The 21,106-nt window shown below is 72.5% G+C and carries 18 protein-coding genes; 16 read left to right on the top strand and 2 right to left on the bottom strand.

Annotated features, from left to right (window positions below):
• Positions 1–113: 113 nt before the first annotated feature.
• The 7 genes from AB0G13_RS02660 to AB0G13_RS02630 all read left to right on the top strand — a co-directional run bounded on the left by AB0G13_RS02660 (position 114) and on the right by AB0G13_RS02630 (position 6,314).
• Positions 114–482 carry a DUF3499 domain-containing protein gene (locus AB0G13_RS02660; RefSeq protein WP_357867843.1) on the top strand — a complete coding sequence of 123 codons (369 nt, stop codon included), beginning with the start codon at positions 114–116 and terminating at the stop codon, positions 480–482.
• Positions 483–938: 456 nt separating this feature from the next.
• A complete protein-coding gene (locus AB0G13_RS02655; RefSeq protein WP_357868008.1) occupies positions 939–1,706 on the top strand; it encodes a helix-turn-helix transcriptional regulator in 768 nt (255 codons plus the stop codon).
• Positions 1,697–1,897 carry a DUF397 domain-containing protein gene (locus AB0G13_RS02650; protein WP_311414314.1) on the top strand — a complete coding sequence of 67 codons (201 nt, stop codon included), beginning with the start codon at positions 1,697–1,699 and terminating at the stop codon, positions 1,895–1,897. The genes AB0G13_RS02655 and AB0G13_RS02650 overlap by 10 nt, the downstream gene beginning before the upstream one ends.
• A gap of 327 nt (positions 1,898–2,224) precedes the next feature.
• Positions 2,225–3,409: a spermidine/putrescine ABC transporter substrate-binding protein gene (locus AB0G13_RS02645; RefSeq protein ID WP_357867840.1), complete on the top strand. Its 1,185-nt coding sequence runs from the start codon at positions 2,225–2,227 to the stop codon at positions 3,407–3,409.
• Between the two features lie 5 nt (positions 3,410–3,414).
• Positions 3,415–4,581 (top strand): ABC transporter ATP-binding protein, encoded by a 1,167-nt coding sequence (locus AB0G13_RS02640; protein ID WP_357867837.1) that lies wholly within the window; start codon positions 3,415–3,417, stop codon positions 4,579–4,581.
• Positions 4,578–5,492, top strand: a complete 915-nt coding sequence (locus AB0G13_RS02635) for an ABC transporter permease (protein WP_357867834.1) — start codon at positions 4,578–4,580, stop codon at positions 5,490–5,492. Before AB0G13_RS02640 ends, AB0G13_RS02635 begins: the two co-directional genes overlap by 4 nt.
• Before the next feature lie 3 nt (positions 5,493–5,495).
• Positions 5,496–6,314, top strand: a complete 819-nt coding sequence (locus tag AB0G13_RS02630; RefSeq protein ID WP_357867831.1) for an ABC transporter permease — start codon at positions 5,496–5,498, stop codon at positions 6,312–6,314.
• A 49-nt stretch (positions 6,315–6,363) separates the two neighbouring features.
• On the opposite strand, the gene AB0G13_RS02625 is transcribed toward AB0G13_RS02630, so the two are convergent.
• On the bottom strand, positions 6,364–8,307 hold the full coding sequence (locus tag AB0G13_RS02625; RefSeq protein WP_357867829.1) for a proprotein convertase P-domain-containing protein: 1,944 nt from the start codon (positions 8,305–8,307) through the stop codon (positions 6,364–6,366).
• A 186-nt stretch (positions 8,308–8,493) separates the two neighbouring features.
• Between AB0G13_RS02625 and AB0G13_RS02620 the strand changes: the two genes are divergently transcribed.
• Complete coding sequence (locus AB0G13_RS02620; protein WP_357867826.1) at positions 8,494–9,933, top strand: aldehyde dehydrogenase family protein; 1,440 nt, start codon at positions 8,494–8,496, stop codon at positions 9,931–9,933.
• A gap of 39 nt (positions 9,934–9,972) precedes the next feature.
• Here the strand turns inward: AB0G13_RS02620 and AB0G13_RS02615 are convergent, their stop codons facing one another.
• The gene (locus AB0G13_RS02615; protein ID WP_357867823.1) at positions 9,973–11,205 is read right to left on the bottom strand and encodes an SUKH-3 domain-containing protein; all 1,233 of its coding nucleotides are present in this window, start codon (positions 11,203–11,205) and stop codon (positions 9,973–9,975) included.
• 75 nt (positions 11,206–11,280) lie between these two features.
• Here AB0G13_RS02615 and AB0G13_RS02610 point away from each other — a divergent pair, with 75 nt between their 5' ends.
• From AB0G13_RS02610 to AB0G13_RS02575, 8 genes are all read left to right on the top strand, one after another.
• Positions 11,281–11,700: a YbaB/EbfC family nucleoid-associated protein gene (locus tag AB0G13_RS02610; protein WP_357867820.1), complete on the top strand. Its 420-nt coding sequence runs from the start codon at positions 11,281–11,283 to the stop codon at positions 11,698–11,700.
• Positions 11,700–12,038 (top strand): hypothetical protein, encoded by a 339-nt coding sequence (locus AB0G13_RS02605; protein WP_357867818.1) that lies wholly within the window; start codon positions 11,700–11,702, stop codon positions 12,036–12,038. Before AB0G13_RS02610 ends, AB0G13_RS02605 begins: the two co-directional genes overlap by 1 nt.
• 18 nt (positions 12,039–12,056) lie before the next feature.
• On the top strand, positions 12,057–16,460 hold the full coding sequence (locus AB0G13_RS02600; RefSeq protein ID WP_357867816.1) for a toxin glutamine deamidase domain-containing protein: 4,404 nt from the start codon (positions 12,057–12,059) through the stop codon (positions 16,458–16,460).
• Positions 16,457–16,906 (top strand): hypothetical protein, encoded by a 450-nt coding sequence (locus AB0G13_RS02595; RefSeq protein WP_357867813.1) that lies wholly within the window; start codon positions 16,457–16,459, stop codon positions 16,904–16,906. Before AB0G13_RS02600 ends, AB0G13_RS02595 begins: the two co-directional genes overlap by 4 nt.
• Positions 16,907–17,111: 205 nt before the next feature.
• Positions 17,112–17,444: a hypothetical protein gene (locus AB0G13_RS02590; protein WP_357867810.1), complete on the top strand. Its 333-nt coding sequence runs from the start codon at positions 17,112–17,114 to the stop codon at positions 17,442–17,444.
• Between the two features lie 56 nt (positions 17,445–17,500).
• A complete protein-coding gene (gene nfi / locus AB0G13_RS02585; protein WP_357868006.1) occupies positions 17,501–18,181 on the top strand; it encodes a deoxyribonuclease V in 681 nt (226 codons plus the stop codon).
• Between the two features lie 273 nt (positions 18,182–18,454).
• Positions 18,455–19,606, top strand: coding sequence for a hypothetical protein (locus AB0G13_RS02580; protein ID WP_357868004.1), 1,152 nt, complete (start codon positions 18,455–18,457; stop codon positions 19,604–19,606).
• A gap of 69 nt (positions 19,607–19,675) precedes the next feature.
• On the top strand, positions 19,676–21,061 hold the full coding sequence (locus tag AB0G13_RS02575) for a phosphomannomutase/phosphoglucomutase (protein WP_357867808.1): 1,386 nt from the start codon (positions 19,676–19,678) through the stop codon (positions 21,059–21,061).
• Positions 21,062–21,106 lie beyond the last annotated feature (45 nt).

Here is a 21,106-nt window from a genome sequence, read left to right as displayed (position 1 = left end):
GCGCCTCTGACGCGGCGCGGCGCGGCCACGCCGGCCGAATTGTGATCACCGTGACGGGCGTGTCGCAACGCGAAGCAGTGCGCCGGACCCGGTAATGGAGATACCCTGCCGCCGTGAGGTCACCACGGCGCTGCTCCCGTAACGGCTGCCCCCGGCAAGCGGTCGCCACGCTGACCTATGTCTACAACGAGTCGACAGCGGTGGTCGGCCCGCTGGCGGCATTCGCCGAGCCGCACACGTACGACCTCTGTGAGCCGCACGCCCGGAGCCTGACGGCGCCGCGCGGCTGGGACGTCGTCCGGCACGAGGGCGAGTTCGAACCCCCGCCGCCGACCACCGACGACCTCGTCGCCCTCGCGGAGGCCGTCCGCGAGGCCGCCCGCCCGGTGGCGCCCCGCCCGCCCGAGGACGACCAGACCGCCAACTCGACTCCCCAGACGGGCCGCCGAGGGCACCTCCGCGTCATCCCCCCGAACCACTGACCCGCCGTTGGCCGGGGCCGCGGGCCAGCCGACGGAGGCCACGGGCGCCGGGGAGAGAGGTCCGCGCGAACTCGGCAGCTTGCCGTGCCGAGGCGCCGGCCGGATGGGCGCGCCGGGCACTGTCGAGCTGAATCGTCTGCGACCTCAGTTCGACAGCGCGGGTGAGGTGGGACCGGGCACCCGCGTTCGGACCCCGGCGAGCCACCGATCGAGGGCGCGCGGCCGGCGCGCGGACCCTTCGGAGGTGCGGCCCGCTCGTTCCGGCGCCTGGCAAGCGTGCCGGCGGCGGAGGACCGGTGGTGCGCCGGGCATGTCCAGGGCCTTTTCCGGGCGGTCGTCGGCCACCTCGGGCGCGCGAAACAGATCCCGCCGCGACACGCCGGCAGCGCCACGACAGGGGCACGCAGCGTGGCTACCGTGCGCCCCAGTGTGATCGCGGGCGCGGGAGGTCGGATGGTGAACGAGGCACTGCGGGTGGCGATGGCCGAGAAGGGGGAGACCGCCGAGTCGCTGGCGGAGAAGGTGGGGGTCGACCCGAAGACGGCGGGGCGGTGGCTCGCGGCAGGCCGGATCCCGCACCCCAGGACCCGGCTCGCCGTCGCCGAGGTCCTCGGGCGCGATGCCGCCGAGCTCTGGCCCGAGCCGTTCCGCCGTCGCGACCTGCCGTGGTTCCGACCGTGGGCCGAACTGGAGCAGGACGCCGTCTCGATCAGGTCGTACGAGCCGCTGCTCGTGCCGGGCCTGCTCCAGACCGAGGGGTACGCCCGCGCGGTGCTGGCGACCGGCGGTCTGCTGCCGGCGGCCGAGGTCGACGAGATCGTGGGTGGCCGGCTGGCCCGGCAGGCGATCCTGGCCCGGGACGCCCCGCCCCAGCTCGTCGCCGTGATCGACGAGGTGGTGCTGCGCCGGCGGGTGGGGGACCGGGCGGTGATGGCCGGGCAGCTGGCCCACCTGCTGGCGGTCGCCGCGCAGGAGCACGTGCAGGTCCGGGTGATCCCCGCCGAGGCGCCGTGGCACACCGGGCTCGCCGGCCCGTTCGTCCTGATCCGCCTGCCCGACGGCGCGGAGACGGCCTATCTGGACAACCAGCTGCGCGGTCAGGTCGTGACCGAGAGTGCCGACATTGCTAGCCTGAGCGCGAGATGGGAGAGCGTCGCCGGCGAGGCGCTGCCGCGACGCCAGTCGATCGAGCTGATCGGGGAAGTGGCGACGACATGGACATGACCGACGCCCGCTGGCGCACCGCGACCCGCAGCAGCAACAACGGCGGAAATTGCGTCGAGGTGGCCGACAACCTGCCCGGTCGGGTGCTCGTGCGGGACAGCAAGGACCGCGCCGGGGGCGTGCTCACCTTCGCGCCCGACGCCTGGCGGGCGTTCGTCGGGTCGGCCGGCCGGCACGGGCGCGCCGGCTGATCGGGCGGGGCCCCAGGCGTACGCCCGTCCGCGCGGGGTGAGGCAGGCGGACGCCGCGGTCGCGAGATCGGGCCGTCACCGCGACGATCCGCCTCACTCCCGCGACGGTCAGCATCGCCTCCGCGGCGGTCAGCATCACTCCTGGGACGGTCAGCACCACTCCCGGCGTCGAGCAGAATGTGGTCGCGCCTTCGCCCTTCGCGCACGCTGACCCGCCGTCCGTCGTCGCCGTCGGCCCATGCCAAGATCTGTCGTTCACCGCACCTGACGTCCCGTCGGCGCGCCACCACCGCCTGTCCGCCGACGATGACCTCAAGGAGTCGTCACATGCGAACTCCCCTCCGGCCCCTCACCCGGCGTGGGCTGCTGACCGGCGCCCTCGGCTCGGCGGCACTGCTGGCGGCGGGCGGCTCGCTGACCGGCTGCGGCACCAGGGGCGCCGCCCAGACGGAGGCCGGCTGCGTCAGCGAGGACCTCTCCGGCACCGAGAAGACGCTGACGTTCTCCAACTGGCCGCAGTACATGGACGTGGACGACGCCGACTCCTCCAAGCGGCCGACCCTCGACGCCTTCGTCGCCAGTAGCGGCATCCAGGTCGCCTACACCGAGGACGTCAACGACAACAACGAGTTCTTCGGCAAGGTGCAGAACCAGCTCGCGGGGTGCCAGTCGACCGGGCGGGACATCATCGTCCTCACCGACTGGATGGCGGCCCGGATGATCCGGCTCGGCTGGGTCCAGAAGCTGGACAGGTCCAAGCTGCCCAACGTCGAGGCCAACCTGCTGCCCTCGCTGCGCGGCCGGTCCTTCGACACGGAGAACCAGCTCGCCATCCCCTGGCAGTCCGGCCTGGCCGGCCTCGCCTACAACGGCAGGGTGACCAGGGAGGTCCGGACGGTCGACGAGCTGCTCACCCGCCCCGACCTCAAGGGCAAGGTCACCGCGCTGGCCGAGATGCGGGACACCATGGGCCTGCTGCTCCAGTCGAACGGCCACGACCCGGCGAACTTCACGGGCGCCCAGTTCGACGACGCGCTCGCCAAGCTCAAGAAGGCCGTCGACTCCGGCCAGATCCGCAGGTTCACCGGCAACGACTACGCGCCGGACCTCGCCAAGGGCGACATCGCCGCCTGCATCTGCTGGTCCGGCGACGCCATCCAGCTCGGCTTCGACGACGACAGGATCAGGTTCGTGGTGCCCGAGTCCGGGGTGATGATCTGGTCGGACAACGTGGTGGTACCGAACAAGGCCACCCACAAGGGCAACGCCGAGCGGCTCGTCGACCACTACTACGAGCCGGCGGTCGCCGCCCGGCTCGCCGCGTTCGTCAACTACATCTGCCCCGTCCGGGGCGCCCAGGCCGAGATGGAGAAGATCGACCCGGCGCTGGCCGCCAACCCGCTGATCTTCCCCGACGACGCCATGCTGTCGAGGTCCAAGGTCTTCATGGCGCTGGACGAGAAGCAGGAACGCGAGTACGAGGGCAAGTTCCAGCAGGTCATCGGGGCGTGAGCGGGATGGGTGGGACGACTGCGGGACGCGAGACCCCGGGCGGCGACCTGCGGCTGGCCAACCTCACCAAGCGCTTCGGCGCCGTCACCGCGGTGGACGACCTCAGCCTGACCGTCCCGCAGGGCTCGTTCTTCGCCCTGCTCGGCGCGTCCGGCTGCGGCAAGACCACCACGCTGCGGATGATCGCCGGCCTGGAGGAGCCGACCGGCGGGCGGGTGCTGCTGGGCGAACGGGACGTCACCCGGCTGCGCCCGTACAAGCGGCCGGTGAACACCGTCTTCCAGAGCTACGCGCTCTTCCCGCATCTGGACGTCTTCGAGAACGTGGCGTTCGGCCTGCACCGGCGGGGCATCCGCTCCGTCGACGACGAGGTCATGGGCATGCTCGCGCTGGTGCAGCTCGACGACCACGGCCACCGCCGCCCCGCCCAGCTTTCCGGCGGGCAGCAGCAGCGGGTCGCGCTGGCCCGCGCCCTGGTCAACCGTCCGCAGGTGCTGCTGCTGGACGAGCCGCTCGGCGCGCTGGACCTGAAGCTGCGCCGGCGGATGCAGATCGAACTCAAGCGGATCCAGACCGAGGTCGGCATCACGTTCGTGCACGTCACCCACGACCAGGAGGAGGCCATGACGATGGCCGACACCGTCGCGGTGATGAACGCCGGGCGGATCGAGCAGCTCGGCGCCCCCGCCGACCTCTACGAGTACCCGGCCACGGCGTTCGTGGCGAACTTCCTCGGCCAGTCCAACCTGCTCGCCGGCGAGGCGGCCCGCGCGGGCGGGAACGAGGTGGCGGTGTCGGCGCACGGCCGTCGCTTCTCGGTGCCCGCCGGCCGGGCCCGGGTCGACCGGGGGCCGGTCCACCTGGGCGTACGCCCGGAGAAGCTGCATCTGGTCGACTCCGCCGACCAGGTCCCCGCCGGGTGCCAGCACGTCACCGGGGTGGTCACCGACGCCTCCTACGTGGGGGTGAGCACCCAGTACCTGCTGCGCACCGGCTGGGGCGGCGAGCTGACGGCCTTCGTCGCCAACAGCGGCACGGCCCGTCCGCTGCCCGTGGGCGCGGAGGCGGTGGCGTACTGGGACCCGCGGCACGCCTTCCTGCTGCCCCGGGAACCCGGCGGGCAGGACCGGACCGCGCCGGCACGCGACGAGCCGGTGGGCGCGCCGTCGTGAGCGCCCTCGCGCACCTGCCCACCGGTTCCGCCCCGCCGGCGGCACCTGCACCGCCCCGCCCGCCCGGGCGGCACCGGCTCCTGCCGTACCTGCTGCTGCTGCCCGCGGCGGCGTGGCTGCTCCTGTTCTTCGCGGTGCCGCTGCTCCAGCTCGCCGCCGCCAGCCTCTACGACCCGACCGGCTCGCTCGCCACCGGGTACGCGATGACCTGGGCGTTCGGCAACTACCCCGACGCGCTCGCCGCGTACTGGCCGCAGTTCGGGCGCTCCTTCGGCTATGCCGGGGCCGCGCTGGTGCTGGCGCTGCTGGCCGGCTACCCGCTGGCGTACGCGATCGCGCAGAAGGCCGGCCGGTGGAAGAACCTGCTGCTGGTCTGCGTGGTCGCGCCGATGTTCACCAGCTTCCTGGTGCGCACGCTGGCGTGGAAGACCATCCTGTCGGACAACGGCTGGCTCGTCGGGCTGCTGCGCGACGTGCACCTGCTCGCCCCCGACGGCCGGCTGCTCGCCACCCCCGTCGCGGTGGTGCTCGGCCTGACGTACAACTTCCTGCCCTTCCTGGTGCTGCCGCTCTACGCGAGCCTGGAGCGGCTGGACCCCCGGCTGCTGGAGGCGGCCGGCGACCTCTACGCCGGCCCGCTGCGGACGTTCCGCCGGGTCACGCTGCCGCTCTCCATGCCCGGCCTGGTCGCCGGCACGCTGCTGTTCTTCATCCCGGCCAGCGGCGACTACATCAACGCCGAACTGCTCGGCACCCCCAACGAGTACATGATCGGCAACGTCATCGACTCGGCGTTCCTGGTCCGGCTGGACTACCCGCAGGGCGCGGCGCTGTCGTTCCTGCTGATGGCGGCGATCCTCGCGGTGGTCTTCGGCTACCTGCGCCGTACCGGCACGGAGGAGGTGCTCTGACCGGTGGGACACCGTTTCGGACGCTGGCTGGCCGACCGCTGGGTGACGGGCGTGGCGCTGCTGGTGCTCGGCTACCTCCTCCTGCCGATCGCCGTGGTCGCCGCGCTCTCCTTCAACCGGCCCTCCAGCCGCCTGTCGTACGACTTCAACGAGTTCACCCTCGACAACTGGCGCAACCCGTGCGCCACCTCCGACATGTGCGACGCGGTGGTGCGCAGCGTGCAGATCGGCTTCATCTCGACCGTGGTCGCCACGGTGCTCGGCACCCTGATGGCGTTCGCGCTGGCGCGGCACCGGTTCCGTGGCCGCGCCGGGATCAACGTGCTGATCTTCCTGCCGTTGGCCACCCCCGAGCTGGTGATGGGCACCTCGCTGCTGGCCCTCTTCGTCTCCGCCGGGGTGCCGCAGGGCTTCTGGACCGTCGTCGTCGCGCACGTCATGTTCTGCCTGTCGTTCGTGGTGGTCACCGTCAGGGCACGGCTGGCCGGGATGGACTCCCGGCTGGAGGAGGCCGCGATGGACCTCTACGCGAGCGAGTGGCAGACCTTCCGACGGATCACCCTGCCGCTGGCGCTGCCCGGCATCGTGGCCGCCGCGCTGCTCGCGTTCTCGCTCTCCTTCGACGACTTCATCGTCACGAACTTCAACGCCGGCACCACCGTCACGTTCCCCATGTACGTCTGGGGCGCCGCCCAGCGGGGCATTCCGCCGCAGGTCAACGTCATCGGCACCGCGATGTTCGTGCTCGCGCTCCTACTGGTCCTGACCAGCACCCTGCGCGCCCGCCGCACGAGACGGGCCCCTCGTCAGGCGGGAGCGTGACGAGGGGCCCTTGGTCCGGGAGCCGGCCCGGGTCGGTCGGGGGTTCGGGCTAGAGGGTCAGGGTCCAGCTGTCGATGTAGCCGGTGTCGCCGCTGGCGGCGTCCTGGACCCGCAGGTTCCAGGTGCCGTTGCGGGTCTCCGTGGAGAGGTTCACCGTGTAGGTCTGGTTGATGTTGTCGGCGGAGCCGCCGCTGCGGTTGTGCAGGGTGTAGGCGCTGCCGTCGGGGGCGACGAGGCTGACCACGAGGTCACCGACGTAGGTGTGCACGATCTGCACGGCCACCTTGCTGGTGGACGAGGCGGTGCCGGTGCAGCCGGCGATCGCGACGCTGCTGGTGACCGTCGCGTTGTCGCCGACGGTGACGTTGTTGGCGTTGGTGCCGGTGCAGTCCGTCGTGCCGGAGCCGCCCAGGTTGAGCGTCCAGCTGTTCAGGTAGCCGGTGTCGCCGGCGCCCGCGTCCTGGACCCGCAGCTTCCAGGTGCCGTTGGCCACCTCGGAGGAGAGGTTGACGGTGTACGTCTGGTTGATGTTGTCGGCGGAGCCGCCGGTGCGGTTGTGCAGGGTGTAGGCGCTGCCGTCGGGGGCGACGAGGCTGACGGCGAGGTCACCGACGTAGGTGTGCACGATCTGCACGGCGACCGTGCTGGCCGAGCCGGCGGTGCCGGTGCAGCCCGCGATGGTGATCGTGCTCTCCACCGTGGTGTTGTCGCGGATGGTCACGTCGGTGCCGTTGGTCTGGGTGCAGCCGGTGGGCGGCGGGGGCGGCGGGGGCGTGGTGCCGCCGTCGCCGACGTACAGCAGCTTGTTGGGCGAGCCGGTGCCGGGGCTGGTCACCGCGTTGCTGGTGGCGTCGGTGACGAGCTTGTCGCGCACCTGCTGCGGGGTGAACGTCGGGTTGGCGGCGAGCACGAGCGCGGCGGCGCCGACCACGTGCGGAGTCGCCATCGAGGTGCCGCTGATGGTGTTCGTGGCCGTGTCGCCGGTGTGCCAGGCCGAGGTGATCGAGCTGCCGGGCGCGAAGATGTCGAGGCAGGTGCCGATGTTGGAGAACGACGAGCGGGCGTCGGTGTTGGTGGTCGAACCGACGGTGATGCCGGCGGGGGTGCTGGCCGGCGAGCTGTTGCAGGCGTTGGCGCCGCTGTCGTTCCCGGCCGCCAGGCCGTAGCTGACGCCGTCGGCGATGGAGCGGGCCACGGCGTCGTTGACGGCCTGGTTGAAGCCGCCGCCGAGGCTCATGTTGGCCACCGCGAGCTGGCCGGCGGCGTGGTCGCCGGTCACCCAGTCCACGCCCTGGATGACGCCCGCGTTGGTGCCGCTGCCCGCGCAGTCGAGCACCCGGACGCCGACCAGCGTGACGCCCTTGGCCACGCCGTACGCGGTGCCGCCGACCGTGCCGGCCACGTGCGTGCCGTGCCCGTTGCAGTCGTCCGCGCTGCCGCCGTCGATCGCGTCGAAGCCGGAGACGGCACGGCCGCCGAAGTCGCCGTGGCCGAACCGGATGCCGGTGTCGATGATGTACGCCTTCACGCCCGAACCGGTGTTCGGGTACGTGTACGAGTTGTTCAGCGGCAGTGCGCGCTGGTCGAGCCGGTCCAGGCCCCAGGACGGGGTGGGGCTCTGCGTACCGCTGATCCGCATGGTGTGGTTCTGCTGGACGTAGCGCACCGAGGGGTCGGCGGCGAGCCGCTTGGCCTCCGCCTCGGACAGCCGGGCCTCGAACCCGCGCAGCGCGTTCTGGTACGTCCGGTTGACCGCGCCGCCGTGCCGGCCGGCGAGGTCACGCGCCTTCTTCGTGACGTCGGCCCGGCCCACCGAGGTGTCCTTGAACACCACGATGTACGAGTCGTCGACGGCGGTGGCGCCGCCCGCCAGGAGGATCTGTCCCTCGGCGGGGGCGGCCGTCGCGGGGGTGCCGAACGCCACGGCGGTGGCGACGGCGGCTGTCAGCACACCGACGCGCCAGCGGCGCGCGGCGGGGTAGGGGAGTGTCATCCCTCGGGTGTTCCTCTCGCTACACGACGGCGGGTACGCCATCGATCGCAATTGATCAAAGTGAGCAAGAGCGTAGGGCCTCCACGGCAAAATGTGGAGACGTGCGGGCACCTTGTATTCGGAGGGGGAACTGCGGTAATGGATCGGTCGGTCTCACTGCCGTGCGGGAGGTCTACGCTGCTCCACGTGGACCCCGTCGCCTTTCATGTCGCCTCCCGCCCCGCCCACGGCGAGGGCGAACTGACCGTCCACCACCCGTACGACGGGCGCGCCGTCGGTCGTACCACCCTGGCCACCGCCGACCAGGTCGAAGCGGCCGTCGCGGCAGCCGCCGGGGTGGCCGCGGTGGCCGCGGCCCTGCCCGCGCACGCCCGCGCGGCGGCCCTGGACCACGTGTCCCGGCGGCTCGCCGAGCGGGCCGAGGAGTTCGCGCGGCTGATCACCGACGAGAACGGCAAGCCGCTGAAGTGGGCCCGCGCCGAGGTCGGGCGGGCGGTCTCCACCTTCCGCTGGGCCGCCGAGGAGGCCCGCCGCTTCTCCGGCGAGCTGCAACGCCTGGACACCGACCCCGCCGCCACCGGGCGGATCGCCCTGGTCCGGCGGGCGCCCAGAGGGCCGGTGCTCGGCATCGCGCCGTTCAACTTCCCGCTGAACCTCGTCGCGCACAAGGTCGCCCCGGCCATCGCGGTCGGCGCCCCGATCATCGTCAAGCCCGCCCCCGCCACCCCGCTGTCGGCGCTGCTGCTGGGCGAGCTGCTGGCCGAGACCGACCTGCCGGAGGGGATGTTCTCGGTCCTGCCGCTGCCCAACGAGCGCGCCGCCGAGCTGGTCACCGACCCCCGGCTGCCGGTGGTCTCGTTCACCGGCTCCGGGCCGGTCGGCGCGGCGATCCGCCGGTCCGTGCCCGAGAAGCACGTCACCCTGGAGCTGGGCGGCAACGCCGCCGCCGTGATCTGCGAGGACTGGAACACCGACGAGGACCTGACCTTCGCCGCGCACCGCATCGCGACGTTCTCCAACTACCAGGCCGGGCAGTCGTGCATCGCCGTGCAGCGGGTCTACGTGCACGAATGGCTCTACGACGCGTTCCTGCCCCGCCTCGTCGCGGCCGTGCAGGAGCTACGCGTCGGCGACCCGTCCGACCCGCTCACCGACGTCGGGCCGCTGATCTCCGCCGAGGCCGCCCAGAGGGTGGAGGCGTGGGTGGACGAGGCGGTCACCGCCGGCGCCACCATCGAGGTGGGCGGCCGGCGCGAGGGCGCGACCTACCCGCCGACCGTGCTCTCCGGCGTGCCGGGGGACGCCCGGGTCTGCACCGAGGAGGTCTTCGGGCCGGTGCTGGTGGTCGCCCGCGTCGCGCACGACCAGGCCGCGTTCGCCGCCGTCAACGACTCGGCGTACGGGTTGCAGGCGGGCGTCTTCACCCACCGCCTCGACACGGCCTTCGCGGCGCACCGCGCCCTGGAGGTGGGCGGGGTGATCGTCGGGGACGTGCCGTCGTACCGGGCCGACCAGATGCCGTACGGCGGGGTGAAGGGCAGCGGCGTCGGCCGCGAGGGCCTGCGCAGTGCCATGGACGACTACACGGAGCCCCGGGTCATGGTGCTGACCGGCCTGCCGCTGTAGCGGCCCGCCGGCTGTCGCCCGCTCACCGGAGTCGCCCGCTCACCAGGTGCCGTCGTCGCGGACGCGGGCCGGCGCCCGGCCGAGCAGCAGGGTGGTCAGCGCGGCGTCGATGTCCTCGCCGAGGAACCACTCGCCGGCCTGGTCCAACGCGAAGACCCGACCCCGCTCGTCAACGGCGAGAATGCTCTCCTGCCGCTCGGTGCCGATGGGGAAGAGTCGTACGCCCAGCACCGCGGCGAAGTCGGCGAGCGTGTCGGCGGTGTGGGCGACCTGCCGCGGACGGATGTCGAAGCGGGAGATCCACACCTGCTCACCCGGGCCGCGCCGAGCGCCCACCAGGCTCGGGAAGGCGGTGAGTGTCGCCAGGACCGCGGGGAAGTCGGCGTGCGCGGACGTCTCACCCCTGACGGCGCTGAGGTCCCGGATGGCGGACAGGGCCACGATCTCGTCCCCGAAGTGCGGACGCCAGCCGGCCGCGACGAGCGCCTGCGCGACGTCCGGGTGAAACCGACCGGGGACCGGGTCCGGCTGCGGGTCGGGCTGCCACGGCATCGTGAAGGCCCGGTCGGACCAGGGCAGCACATTGAAGTCCACGAGCATGTCGACGCACGAGTCGCAAGGACGGTCGGCGAGACCGCCGTTCGGGTCGCCCGGCTCGCGCACGCGGTAGACCTCGAACCGGGCGGTCTGCAGGATGTCCTTAGCGTCGGCCATGCCGAGCGGCGCGATGCCCTCGGTGGCGCGACGGTGGTCGTAGTCGTGCAGGACGTCGGAGACGACGATCAGCTCGGCGTGCCGGTCGCCGCCGCGCACCAGGTGCCCGGGAGGTAGCTCGTCCAGGTAGGACCGCACCAGTGGGTGGTGGTTCAGCGCGACGTCGCCCTTGGCGCCCTGCGCGCGGAACAGCCGCCCCTCGACCGTCAGGTGCGCCGCCGTGCCAGGAGTCGGCAACCGGCGGATCTCGCGGAGCAGTTGGCTCGCCGGATCGACCGTGCGGGGAACACCGGGGCCGTCCGGCCGGCTCCGGCGGTACATCTGCGCGACCACGTCGACCGGCACGCGCGGCCAGGTGGTCACCTCGCCGGTCAGCTTGTCCACCACCGTGGTCGGCAGGTCGCCGGGCACCGACCTCGCCTCGACGGGCACGGTGGACGTGATGACGTAGCCGAGGTCGAACTCGTCGACGCTCGGGCGGCACTCGTGTCCCAGGCGCTGTGACTCGCGGCGGGCCCACACGGCGGCGAGCTGTTCGGCCTGCTGGCGATCGATCACGGCTTGAAAGTACCGGACCCCCACGGATTCATGGCGCCCGGTATGGTTCGCCCTACCGACGGTAACCGGGGGAGGGTGGCGTTGGCCGAGAGTGTGGACCGGGACGCCAATCGCGCGCTGCGGGCGCGGTTCGACGAGGTGTACGGGGACTACCAACGACTGAGGTCCGGTTTGGACGAGCTGCAGGGTCGGCTCGCCGAGCTACGGGTGACCGAGCGCTCAGAGGACGGCCAGGTGACCGCCACCGCCGGCGCCCGGGGCGAGGTGATCTCGGTGGAACTGCACCCCTCCGTCTTCCACGACCGGGACGCCAAGGCGTTGAGCCGGAAGGTCACCGCCACCATCCACCGGGCCGGGGCCGCCGCGGTCGCCGCCACCCAGGAACTCGTGGCCGGCTACCTGCCCGCCGGCTCCGGGGCGACGGAATTCCTGCGTACGGGTGACTTCGGTTCGTTGCTGGGCCGGGCCGACGCCGTGCTGCGCCGGAGCGAGTGATGGACGGCCAGCTCTGGCTCGACCCGCAGCGCGCCCGGCGCGGCGGCGTCGACCTCTCGATGTCCGGCGAGGCGATCACGGCACGGCGCCGCCAGGTGGGCGGCGCGATCGCGGCAGCGAGCGACCGGTCGCCATGGGGCAAGGACGACATCGGGGCGGCGTTCGAGCAGAAGTACCGCGGAGTCGAGGAGCTGGTCCTGCGCACGTGGGAGGGCGTGGGTCGGCACCTGGAGGGCCTCGGCGCCGACGTGGTCCGGTCGGTGGACGCCAACCTGCGGACGGACGCGGCGAGCGCGGGCCGGCTCGGCCGCGTCGGCGACCGGCACCAGCAGCGCTGATCCGCTGAGGAGACCCGGATGAGTCTGTTGCCGAGCCCCATCCCGCACCCGCTCGACTACTCGCCCTGGCAGCTGCCCGGCTGGGTCTACGAGGCCCTCGACTGGGTCATCGGTGTCGAGTGGCCGGAGGGGAACGAACGCGCGGTCTGGGAGCTTGCCGACCAGTGGTACGCGGTGGCCGCCGCACTGGCCGGGCCGCGGGCCGACGCCGTCGCCGCCGCCGGCGAGGTGCGCAGCGGGTACGGCGGTGTCGGGGCGGTCGCCGCCGCCTTCGACACCGCCTGGCGTCGGGTGGCGGAGGGCGACGAGGCGCCGCTGCCCGTGCTGCTCGCCGTCAGCACCGAGCTGGGGCGGCTGGTGGAGGAGTGCGGCTGCGACATCGAGGGCGCCAAGCTCGAGGTCTGGATCGAGCTGGGCATCCTGGTGGTCGAGCTGCTGTCGCTGGCCGTCGCGACCGTGCTCACCGCGGGCGCGGCCTCGCCCGCCGCCGGGGCGGCGATCACCGCCACCAGACTGATCGTGCAGCAGATCTTCAAGCGTCTCATGGCACAGCTGGCCCGCAAGTCGATCAAGCAGGGACTCAAGGAGGCCGGCGAGCGGGCGGCGAAGGAGGTCACCAAAGGCGGCGTGCGCGGGTTCAGTCGCCGCGCGGCGCTCAGCGGGGCGTCCGAGGCTGCCGAGGAGAGCGGCATCAACCTCGCCACACAGGCGTACCAGAACTCGACCGGCCGCCGGCACGGGCTGGACGTGACGGAGTTGGGCACGACGGCGCTCGGCGGCCTGGCCGGCGGGGCGGTGGCACCGCTGGCCGGCCTCGGACGGCACGCCACCGGCCGGGGCGCACGGATCGGGGAGCACTTCGGCCGCGAGATGGCCGGCGAGGTGATGGCCGATCAGGCCGCGAGCCTCGCCACGGGCCAGGGGCTGACCTCCGTGGAGGACGCGGCCCGCGCGGCGGCGTCCGGCGCCCGTGGTTCCGCCACCGCGCAGGCCGACGCGGCGTTGCAGGCACGGCTCAACGGGCAGATGAGCGCCCTGGCCGGGATGCCGCTGACGTCGACGGGAGGCGGCGGAATCTCGACGCCTCCCGGAGTGCCGGCAGCGGATGGGCCACCTGTCGCCATGCCCAGCGCGGGAGTGGGGGCGTCCGTTACCGCGCCCGGCGCGGGAGGGGAATCTCCGACCCACGGGTCAGGGGCATCGGCCAGTGCGGCAGGTGAGAGCCAACGAGGTGTGACCGGTGCTGAGGCGGCACCGTCGGCCCCACCTCCGCCGGGGGCCCAGACACAAGCCGGCCCCGCGACGGCCGCCGCCCACACTGGCGACCAGACCGCGCCCGTGACCGCTGCCGGAATCGAACGGGCGGGCGCGACCGTCGCGGCCACGTCGTTCGCGCTGCCGGAGTCCGCGCTCAGCCCGACTCTCTCCTCGGTCACGACGGCGGCGCCCGTCCTCGGCGCCGGAGGCGTCTCGACCGGCGTGGACGGCCAGACGACCATTTCCGGGAACGCCGCGAGCGGCGCCGGTTCCGTCAACGTCGCGAGCGTTGCCGTCCCGTCGACCGCGCCGGCGGCGGTGTCCCCGGCAACCGGGCCCAGCGCAGGCCCGCCTGGCGCAGGCGTCGGCACCGCGACGGTCGGGCCATCCCCCGCCTCCTCGTTCCCCGAGCCGAGGACGGCCGCGTCCGTCCCAGCTGCGGGCCATCTTCCGCCGGCCGTCGGTCCCGAGCCCGCCGTCGCACGAGGAGCCACCGGAGCGGTGGCGGCGCCGCCCCAGCCGGCACCGCCGACGCTGCTGCCCTCGCCCGGTGCGCCGGCATCCGGGCAGGATCCAGATGTCCACCCGGGCGCGTCGGAAGCGGCCGGTCGGGATGAGTCGGCCGGTCCCCGGGTCAGGACACCCGAGTGGTACGCGGCCAAGTGGGCCCTCGACCGGGAGGCGTTCGAGAGACGCCGCTACCGCGGCTACTACGAGTCGCAGCGGGCGTGGTTCGAGGACAAGCGCCGCTTTGACGAAGCTGGCCGGCTCAGGGCCCGCGCAGACGAGCACCACCAGAGGGCGCGGGACTTCGCCGCCCACGCCTTCCACCTGCACCAGACGGGCCAGGCGCGCCAGGCTGACGGGTGGCGGTGGGCAGCAAACGACGAGATGCGGGCGTACGGACAGTGCCTGGACCACGCGGAAGCCGTACTGGCCGGCAATGTCGTGCCGTCAGTCGTGGGCGTCGTCGACCCAGCGGACTTCCGCCGGATCAACGACGACGTCGGCGACCTGGCGTACGGCGCCGTGGAGACCGCCGACCGCTCGGCGCTGACGGGCGACGACCACCCGCCACCGATCGACCGGTCAAGGAACTACGGCCAGCCCGGCGGCCTGCGTCCGCCGCTGGCCCTGCACCAGACCGACATCGAACGGCAGGTGCCCCGAGAGCCTGACGGGAGCGTCCGGCGGAACGCCGACCCGCGCGTGGGCCGCTGGTTCGGGTTGGTCAACGACGGTGGACCGCGGGCCGACCCGACCCGCGGCATCAACTGCATCGACTGCACCCTGTCGCTCTTCGACACCTGGATGCACGGCCGACCCCGGGTGGCCGCTCCCCGCACCTTCGACGCCTACGTGGCCGGCGACGTCACGCGCCCCATCCACGGCGAGCGGGACGGCATGGGACGGGTGGAGGACATCACCGGGGGACGCTTCCAGCGCCTCTGCCAGCCGACGGAGGACATCCAGGGCGTCGAGCGGCAGCGGGCCATCGACACGGGCTACCGCAACCTCCACGACCAGCTCCGTCTCGGGGGCCACGGCAGCTTCGCCTTCGTCGTCAACAGCTGGGAACGGGGCGGTTCCCACATCTGGGTTGCCCTCAACCAGAACGGCACCATCCTCTACCTCGACCCGCAGACCCAGGCCGTGTCGACCACACCCCTGTACCGGCACCACGGCTTCCCGCACCCGCACAACGCCGTCGACACCGAGGTCCTGGTGCTCGGTCCGGACGGCAGACCGATGCCGCTGGGAGGACTGCGGCGGGGGCGGTTCAGCCAGCGACCGGACCTACCGCAGTACCCACCCGTCGAAACCGACCAGGGGTACGGCGAGCTGTACCTCAACCGCGTACACCTGCTCGACGGGCCGGGCTCGGCCCCGTCCGACGGGTCGGTGTCACCAGGGCTACCGCCACAGCCCGACGACACGGGACCGGCCCCCGAACGGAACGACGCCTCGCCCGAGGACCTGCGGGCGGCGCGGGAACGCGCGCAGGCGGAGCGGGCGGGGAGCGCCATCCCCGTCGCCGCGATCCTGGCTGCGGAGCCCGATCTGGAACGGGTGTTCGCTGCCGGCGTGACGCCGGCGGAGGTGGCGGCGGGGATCGATCCACCGACACTTCGGCGACTCGTACCGCAACTCGACGAAGCGGGCTCCGGAGACGTGGCGCGGCTGTTTGCGGACCCACGCGTGCAGCGGATGCTGGATGAGACGTGGCGGAAGCCGCCCAAGGACGAGCCGATGCTCGCCGAGGCGCTGGTCCGGCAGTTGGCGCTGCGGCCCGACCTGGCGCGAATGGTCCTCGCTACGCCTGAGTTAGCCAATTCGCTGGCAGCTCGGCCCGTGACGCTGCATCATCTCGCCAGCCAGCAACAGGCGATCGATGTCCTCGGTTCTGTGCTTGACCACATAGCGGTACGAGGTGTAGAAGCAGTTGCCTTTGAGCGGGTTCCTGACCCTCTACCCACGCCTCTAACGGATGATCAGCAGCAGATTAGCGCCAACTTTCCTCCCGAAGAGGAAAGAGCACTGCAGGCTGGTTTCGATATGTCCCGTAAGAGTGATGCCCAATATCGCCGTGAATATCTTGATCGGTTGTATGTCGACGCAGTCGAGGCGCAACGGGAGGTGGTGGCCCTCGCGAAGCGTTTGGCTGCAGATGTTCCCGGTTTCGCCGAGCCAGCAGGTCGCCCGGCACCGAAGGAAAGGAAGCGGGCCAACGACAAGATCGCCAAATATCGGGATAATGTTTCTATGCTGACTGATCTTGCTGCGGCGAAAGTCGCTTTTCGGGATCTGTCAGATCTTTATGCGGCGTTAGACGCGCTCCGTCGGTATGAGGATGTCGACGTCGTTGAGTTCGAAGATCGTTTCATCGGTCCGCAGGAAAGCGGCTATCGTGACATTCAGATGTCTTTACGGATGTCGAACGGCCACATCGCGGAGTTTCGCCTGCACCTCAGCGCACTCGATGAAGTGGCGTCCTGGGAGCATGCCTTGTACAAGGTTCGGCGTGACCTCAAAGCGGTCGCGAAGGAGCAGGGCCGTATCATGTCGCCGATGGAGCGAGCCGTCTATAACGGTGTCCTCAAAGAGGAGCAGCGTCACTTTTGGCAGGCGTTGCAGACAGCATTGGGTGGAGGCCCGCAGAAATGACCGTGATGCCTGGCCTCACGCTCCCAGCGTATTTCAGCTATTACAAGTCGCCGGTGAAGATGGCTGGTACGCCGGAGGGCGGCATCAAGGCGTGGCGCCTGTCGCACGACACTGGCGGATGGGAGCCTGCTGATGATCTCGTCGAGGAGATTTTGTTTGCCGTCGGCGGAGAGATTAGTTCGCTGACCGTAGACTCCTTTATTCAATGGACAGAGCATGATCGTGGTCGTTATCTGAGGGGCGAGGGGCCCGTCTTCGCGTTGTACGAGACAGTTAGGGCGATCGTGGAGAGTGCCCAATCCGAAGGGCGACGCCTGACGGCGAGGGAATTGGCGTTGATTCGCGGCATCCGGCGCAAGACGTTTGTCATGTTTGAGAAGCAACTTCAGCAGGCGGGCGACCCCGCGGCTGATCCTTCGTTGGAGGCTGAGGAAGGCGACTCCTGAGCTTTGCCGGATGCTGCCGAAAGAGTTGTTGCAACTCCGGTCGGGCGTCTGTCAGGCGCTGGTATGCCACCGGACGCACCAGGCCAACCAGCCGACACGCTCGGTGGCACCCACCATGCGAGGTGCTGGGCCGCGGGGGGCATACGTGGCGGCGGAGGTGGAGTTCGCCGAGGGGCGGGTTGTGGGGCCGGAATACCATGGCGAAATGGCTGAATCAGACATTGTGCAGAAGTCGTCCGGCACCGGTAGGTGGCGGTCCAACGTCTGGACGTGGCCGGTCGGCCTCCTGCTCGGTCTGGTCATCGGCCTGGCCGCACTGGACGGAGCGGCCGGCGTCGGCGTCGGCATCGCCATGGGCGTGGCCTTCGCCGTCGCCCTGGGGGCCGGCAGCGCCGAGGACGTCGACGGCGAGGACGACCACGAGCAGGATGCCGTCAGCCAGCACCCCGTCAGCGAGGACGGCGGGGAGCAGGACGCTCACCAGCAGGACGCTCACCAGCAGGGCGCCGTCAGCCAGCGCACCGGCAGGTCGTCGTGACGTCGGGCGGATGGGGAGCCGTGCCGGTGGAGACGACCGGGGCGCCGGACGCCCGGATGGTGGTGCCGGGCAGCGTGGCGGAGGCGCTGGCCGTACAGGAGCGGTTGCGTCCGCTGGTGGACCTGGTCGGGCCCGGCCCGGCCGAGCCCGCGACGGTGGCCGGCCTGGACGTGGCGTACGCCGAGAGCGGTGACCGTCTGGCGGCGGCCGTGACCGTGCTGGACGCCCGGACCCTCGCGGTGGTCGATTCGGCCGTGAGCGTGGGCCGGCCCGCGTTCGGGTACGTCCCGGGGCTCTTCGCCTTCCGGGAGCTGCCCGCGCTGCTCGACGCGCTCGACCGGCTGACCGTGCGGCCCGAGCTGCTGGTCTGCGACGGGCACGGGCTGGCCCACCCGCGCCGGTTCGGGCTCGCCTGCCACCTGGGCGTGGTGACCGGCCTGCCGGCCATCGGCGTGGGCAAGACGCCGCTGCTGGGCGAGTGGACGCCGCCGGCCGACGGCCGGGGCGCGTGGGCGCCGCTGCGCGACGGGGACGAGGTCGTGGGTCGGGTGCTGCGTACCCGGGACGGCGTCAAGCCCGTCTTCGTCAGCGTCGGCCACCGGATGAGCCTCGACGAGGCGACCGCGCGGGTGCTGGCGTTGACGCCGCGCTACCGGCTGCCGGAGACCACCCGTACCGCCGACCGGCTCTGCCGCGACGCCCTGGCCGCCGCCGGACCCACCGCCCGCGCCACCTGAGGCCGCCGCCGGTTCGGCGACCCGGATCCACCGCCCGCGCCACGCCAGGCCGCCGCCGGTTCGGCGACCACGGACCCACCCGCCACCTGAGACCACCGCCGGTTCGGCGACCCCGGGCCACCGGGCACGCGACCGTCCCGCCGGCCAGGTGCGCCGGCAGGGCCGCGGGGGTAATACGGCGCACATCCGGAGCGCTCAATGACCGGGCTCCGACCGGGACCGGTAGTAGCCTGACCGGCGGACCCCCGTCGGGGGAGGAACGGCGAGGTGATCATGGCGGTACGTCGGCACGCGGCGCGGCTCGCGACGGTCTGCGCGTTGCTGGGCGGCCTGGTGACGCTCGGCGCGACGCCGGCGCTCGCCGAGGGCGACTCGGTCCGGGTGCGTTCGGCCGGCAGCTTCACCGCCGGTGGTTCCGCCGGGGGCGTCTCGATCGAGGTGCGAAAGCGCAGCGACGGCTGCGTGCTGCTGCGTACCGCGTTGGGGCTGCGCCTGGCCGGCCTGCGCGCCGACCAGGCCAGCGTGCAGGTCTACGTGGGCGGGCGCTGGTTCCCGGTGTCGCTCTCCGGGGGCCGCGGCAGCGCGGCCACGTCGGCCACCTCGCCGCTGAACCCGAGGCTCTGCAAGGGCAAGGGCATCACCGTGCGCTACCGGGTGGCGTTCGCGGCGGAGGTGCCGGGCGGCCGGCTGACCGTGAGCGGCGTGGCCAGCGACGCGCTCGGGCGGGCCCTGGGCCGGGGCGCGGTGGCGTCCCGGGTGGTCGGTGGCCGGGCGACGCCCTCGCCGACGCCGAAGCCCTCGAAGAAGCCGTCGCCCACCCCCAGCGCCGCCACCGAGGTGCGGGCCGCCGGGGCGGACCCGAGCCTGGCCGCCGCCGGCCAGGGCGCCGGCGCCGTCAGCAACGCCGCCGAGGAGGAGTCCTCCGGCGGTTCCGTGATCATGTTCTTCGGCATCGCCATGGTCGCGGTGGGGATCCTGCTCATCGTCCTGCTGTTCCGCCGTTCGCGGGCGGACAAGGAACCGGCCGGCGACCCGGGCCACGTCCCGCTGCCCCGCAACCCCGGCGGCACCACCTACTACCGCTCCGGGCAGGGCCCGGCCGCCGCCCCCGGCCCACCCGGCCAGGTGTACGGGCAGCAGCCCCCCGCCCCCGGCCTGTACGGCGGCACGCCCGCCCCGCGCCCGGCCGGCGGCGTGTACGGCAGCCGCCCGGCGCCGGCCCCGGAGGCCACCCAGGTGGTGCCCGACTCCCCGCCCGTGTCGGCTCCGCCCGCCGGCCCGCGGCCGGTGCCCCCGGTGCCCCCGGTGCCGGGGCAGTACGGGCCGCCGCCGTCCGTGCCGCCCGCGAAGGGTGGGCCCGGTGACCCGCCGCCGGAGGCCGGCGGTGGCGACCACACCGTGATCATGCCCCGGCTCCCTGGCTGAGCCGGGCCGCGCCGCGGCCCTCCGATACGCTCAGCCCGTTGAGGACCTGCGGCGCAAGGAGCGAGACCGGTGTCTGATCTGTCCCAGATCGTGAAGGCCTACGACGTCCGTGGGACGGTGCCGGACCAGTGGGACGAGCGCGCCGCCGAGGCCCTCGGCGCGGCCTTCGCGCAGGTGCTGAACGGCTTCGGCGAGCAGGGCGAGGCGGTGCTCGTCGCGCACGACATGCGGGCCACCGGTCCGGGGCTGGCGACCGCCTTCGCCACCGGCGTCCGCGCCGAGGGACGCGCGGTCGTCGAGCTGGGCCTCGCCTCGACCGACATGCTCTACTACGCCTCCGGCGCGCTGGGGCTGCCCGGGGCGATGTTCACCGCCAGCCACAACCCCGCGCAGTACAACGGCATCAAGATGTGCCGCTCCGGGGCCCGTCCGATCGGGCAGGACAGCGGGCTGGCCGAGATCCGCGAGCGGGCGCAGGCCCTGCTGGACAAGGGCGAGGCCCGCCCGGCCGACCCGCCGGCCGCGCCGGTCGAGCGCCGCGACCTGCTGGCCGACTACGCGGCGTACCTGCGGCAGCTGGTCGACCTCTCCGGCATCCGTCCGCTGAAGGTGGTCGTCGACGCCGGCAACGGCATGGGCGGCTACACCGTGCCGGCCGTGCTCGGCGACACCGTCCTGCCGGCGCTGCCGCTGGAGATCGTGCCGCTCTACTTCGAGCTGGACGGCACCTTCCCCAACCACGAGGCCAACCCGCTGGACCCGGCCAACCTGGTCGACCTCCAGCGCGCGGTGGTCGAGCACGGCGCCGAGATCGGCCTGGCGTTCGACGGCGACGCCGACCGCTGCTTCGTGGTCGACGAGCGGGGCGAGCCGGTCTCGCCGTCGGCGATCACCGCCCTGGTGGCGGCCCGCGAGCTGGCCAAGCACCCCGGCTCGACGGTGATCCACAACCTGATCACCTCCAACGCCGTGCCGGAGATCATCCGTGAGCACGGCGGCGAGCCGGTCGTCGCGCGGGTCGGGCACTCCTTCATCAAGGCGGAGATGGCCCGGACGAACGCGATCTTCGGCGGCGAGCACTCGGCCCACTACTACTTCCGCGACTTCTGGTTCGCCGACACCGGCATGCTCGCCGCGCTGCACACCCTGGCCGCCCTGGGTGAGCAGTCGCTGCCGCTCTCCGTGCTGGCGAGCGAGTACGAGCGGTACGTCGCCTCGGGCGAGATCAACTCGACGGTGGCCGACCAGGCCGCCAAGGTGGCCGAGGTGCGGGCCGCGTACCCGCAGGCCGACGCCGACGAGCTGGACGGGCTCACCCTGCGCTTCCCGGACGGCGCGTGGTTCAATCTGCGCGCCTCCAACACCGAGCCGCTGCTGCGGCTCAACGTCGAGGCCCCGACGCGGGAGCGGATGGCCGCCCTCCGTGACGAGGTGCTCGACCGGGTTCGCCGATAAGATCGCCTGCGCCGGTCGGCACCGTCGATCGGTGAAACCGCATAC

It is taken from the genome of Micromonospora sp. NPDC023633 (genome assembly GCF_040640035.1).
In the GTDB taxonomy this organism is placed as follows: domain Bacteria; phylum Actinomycetota; class Actinomycetes; order Mycobacteriales; family Micromonosporaceae; genus Micromonospora.
This window is presented reverse-complemented; position numbering and strand designations above follow the sequence as displayed.

Coding starts and splice junctions, on each gene's coding strand:
- AB0G13_RS02600 (WP_357867816.1), top strand. CDS start 12,057: ATGAGTCTGTTGCCGAGCCCCATCCCGCACCCGCTCGACTACTCGCCC.
- AB0G13_RS02595 (WP_357867813.1), top strand. CDS start 16,457: ATGACCGTGATGCCTGGCCTCACGCTCCCAGCGTATTTCAGCTATTAC.
- AB0G13_RS02650 (WP_311414314.1), top strand. CDS start 1,697: ATGGACATGACCGACGCCCGCTGGCGCACCGCGACCCGCAGCAGCAAC.
- nfi (WP_357868006.1), top strand. CDS start 17,501: ATGGTGGTGCCGGGCAGCGTGGCGGAGGCGCTGGCCGTACAGGAGCGG.
- AB0G13_RS02625 (WP_357867829.1), bottom strand. CDS start 8,307: ATGACACTCCCCTACCCCGCCGCGCGCCGCTGGCGCGTCGGTGTGCTG.
- AB0G13_RS02605 (WP_357867818.1), top strand. CDS start 11,700: ATGGACGGCCAGCTCTGGCTCGACCCGCAGCGCGCCCGGCGCGGCGGC.
- AB0G13_RS02590 (WP_357867810.1), top strand. CDS start 17,112: ATGGCTGAATCAGACATTGTGCAGAAGTCGTCCGGCACCGGTAGGTGG.
- AB0G13_RS02580 (WP_357868004.1), top strand. CDS start 18,455: ATGGCGGTACGTCGGCACGCGGCGCGGCTCGCGACGGTCTGCGCGTTG.
- AB0G13_RS02645 (WP_357867840.1), top strand. CDS start 2,225: ATGCGAACTCCCCTCCGGCCCCTCACCCGGCGTGGGCTGCTGACCGGC.
- AB0G13_RS02640 (WP_357867837.1), top strand. CDS start 3,415: ATGGGTGGGACGACTGCGGGACGCGAGACCCCGGGCGGCGACCTGCGG.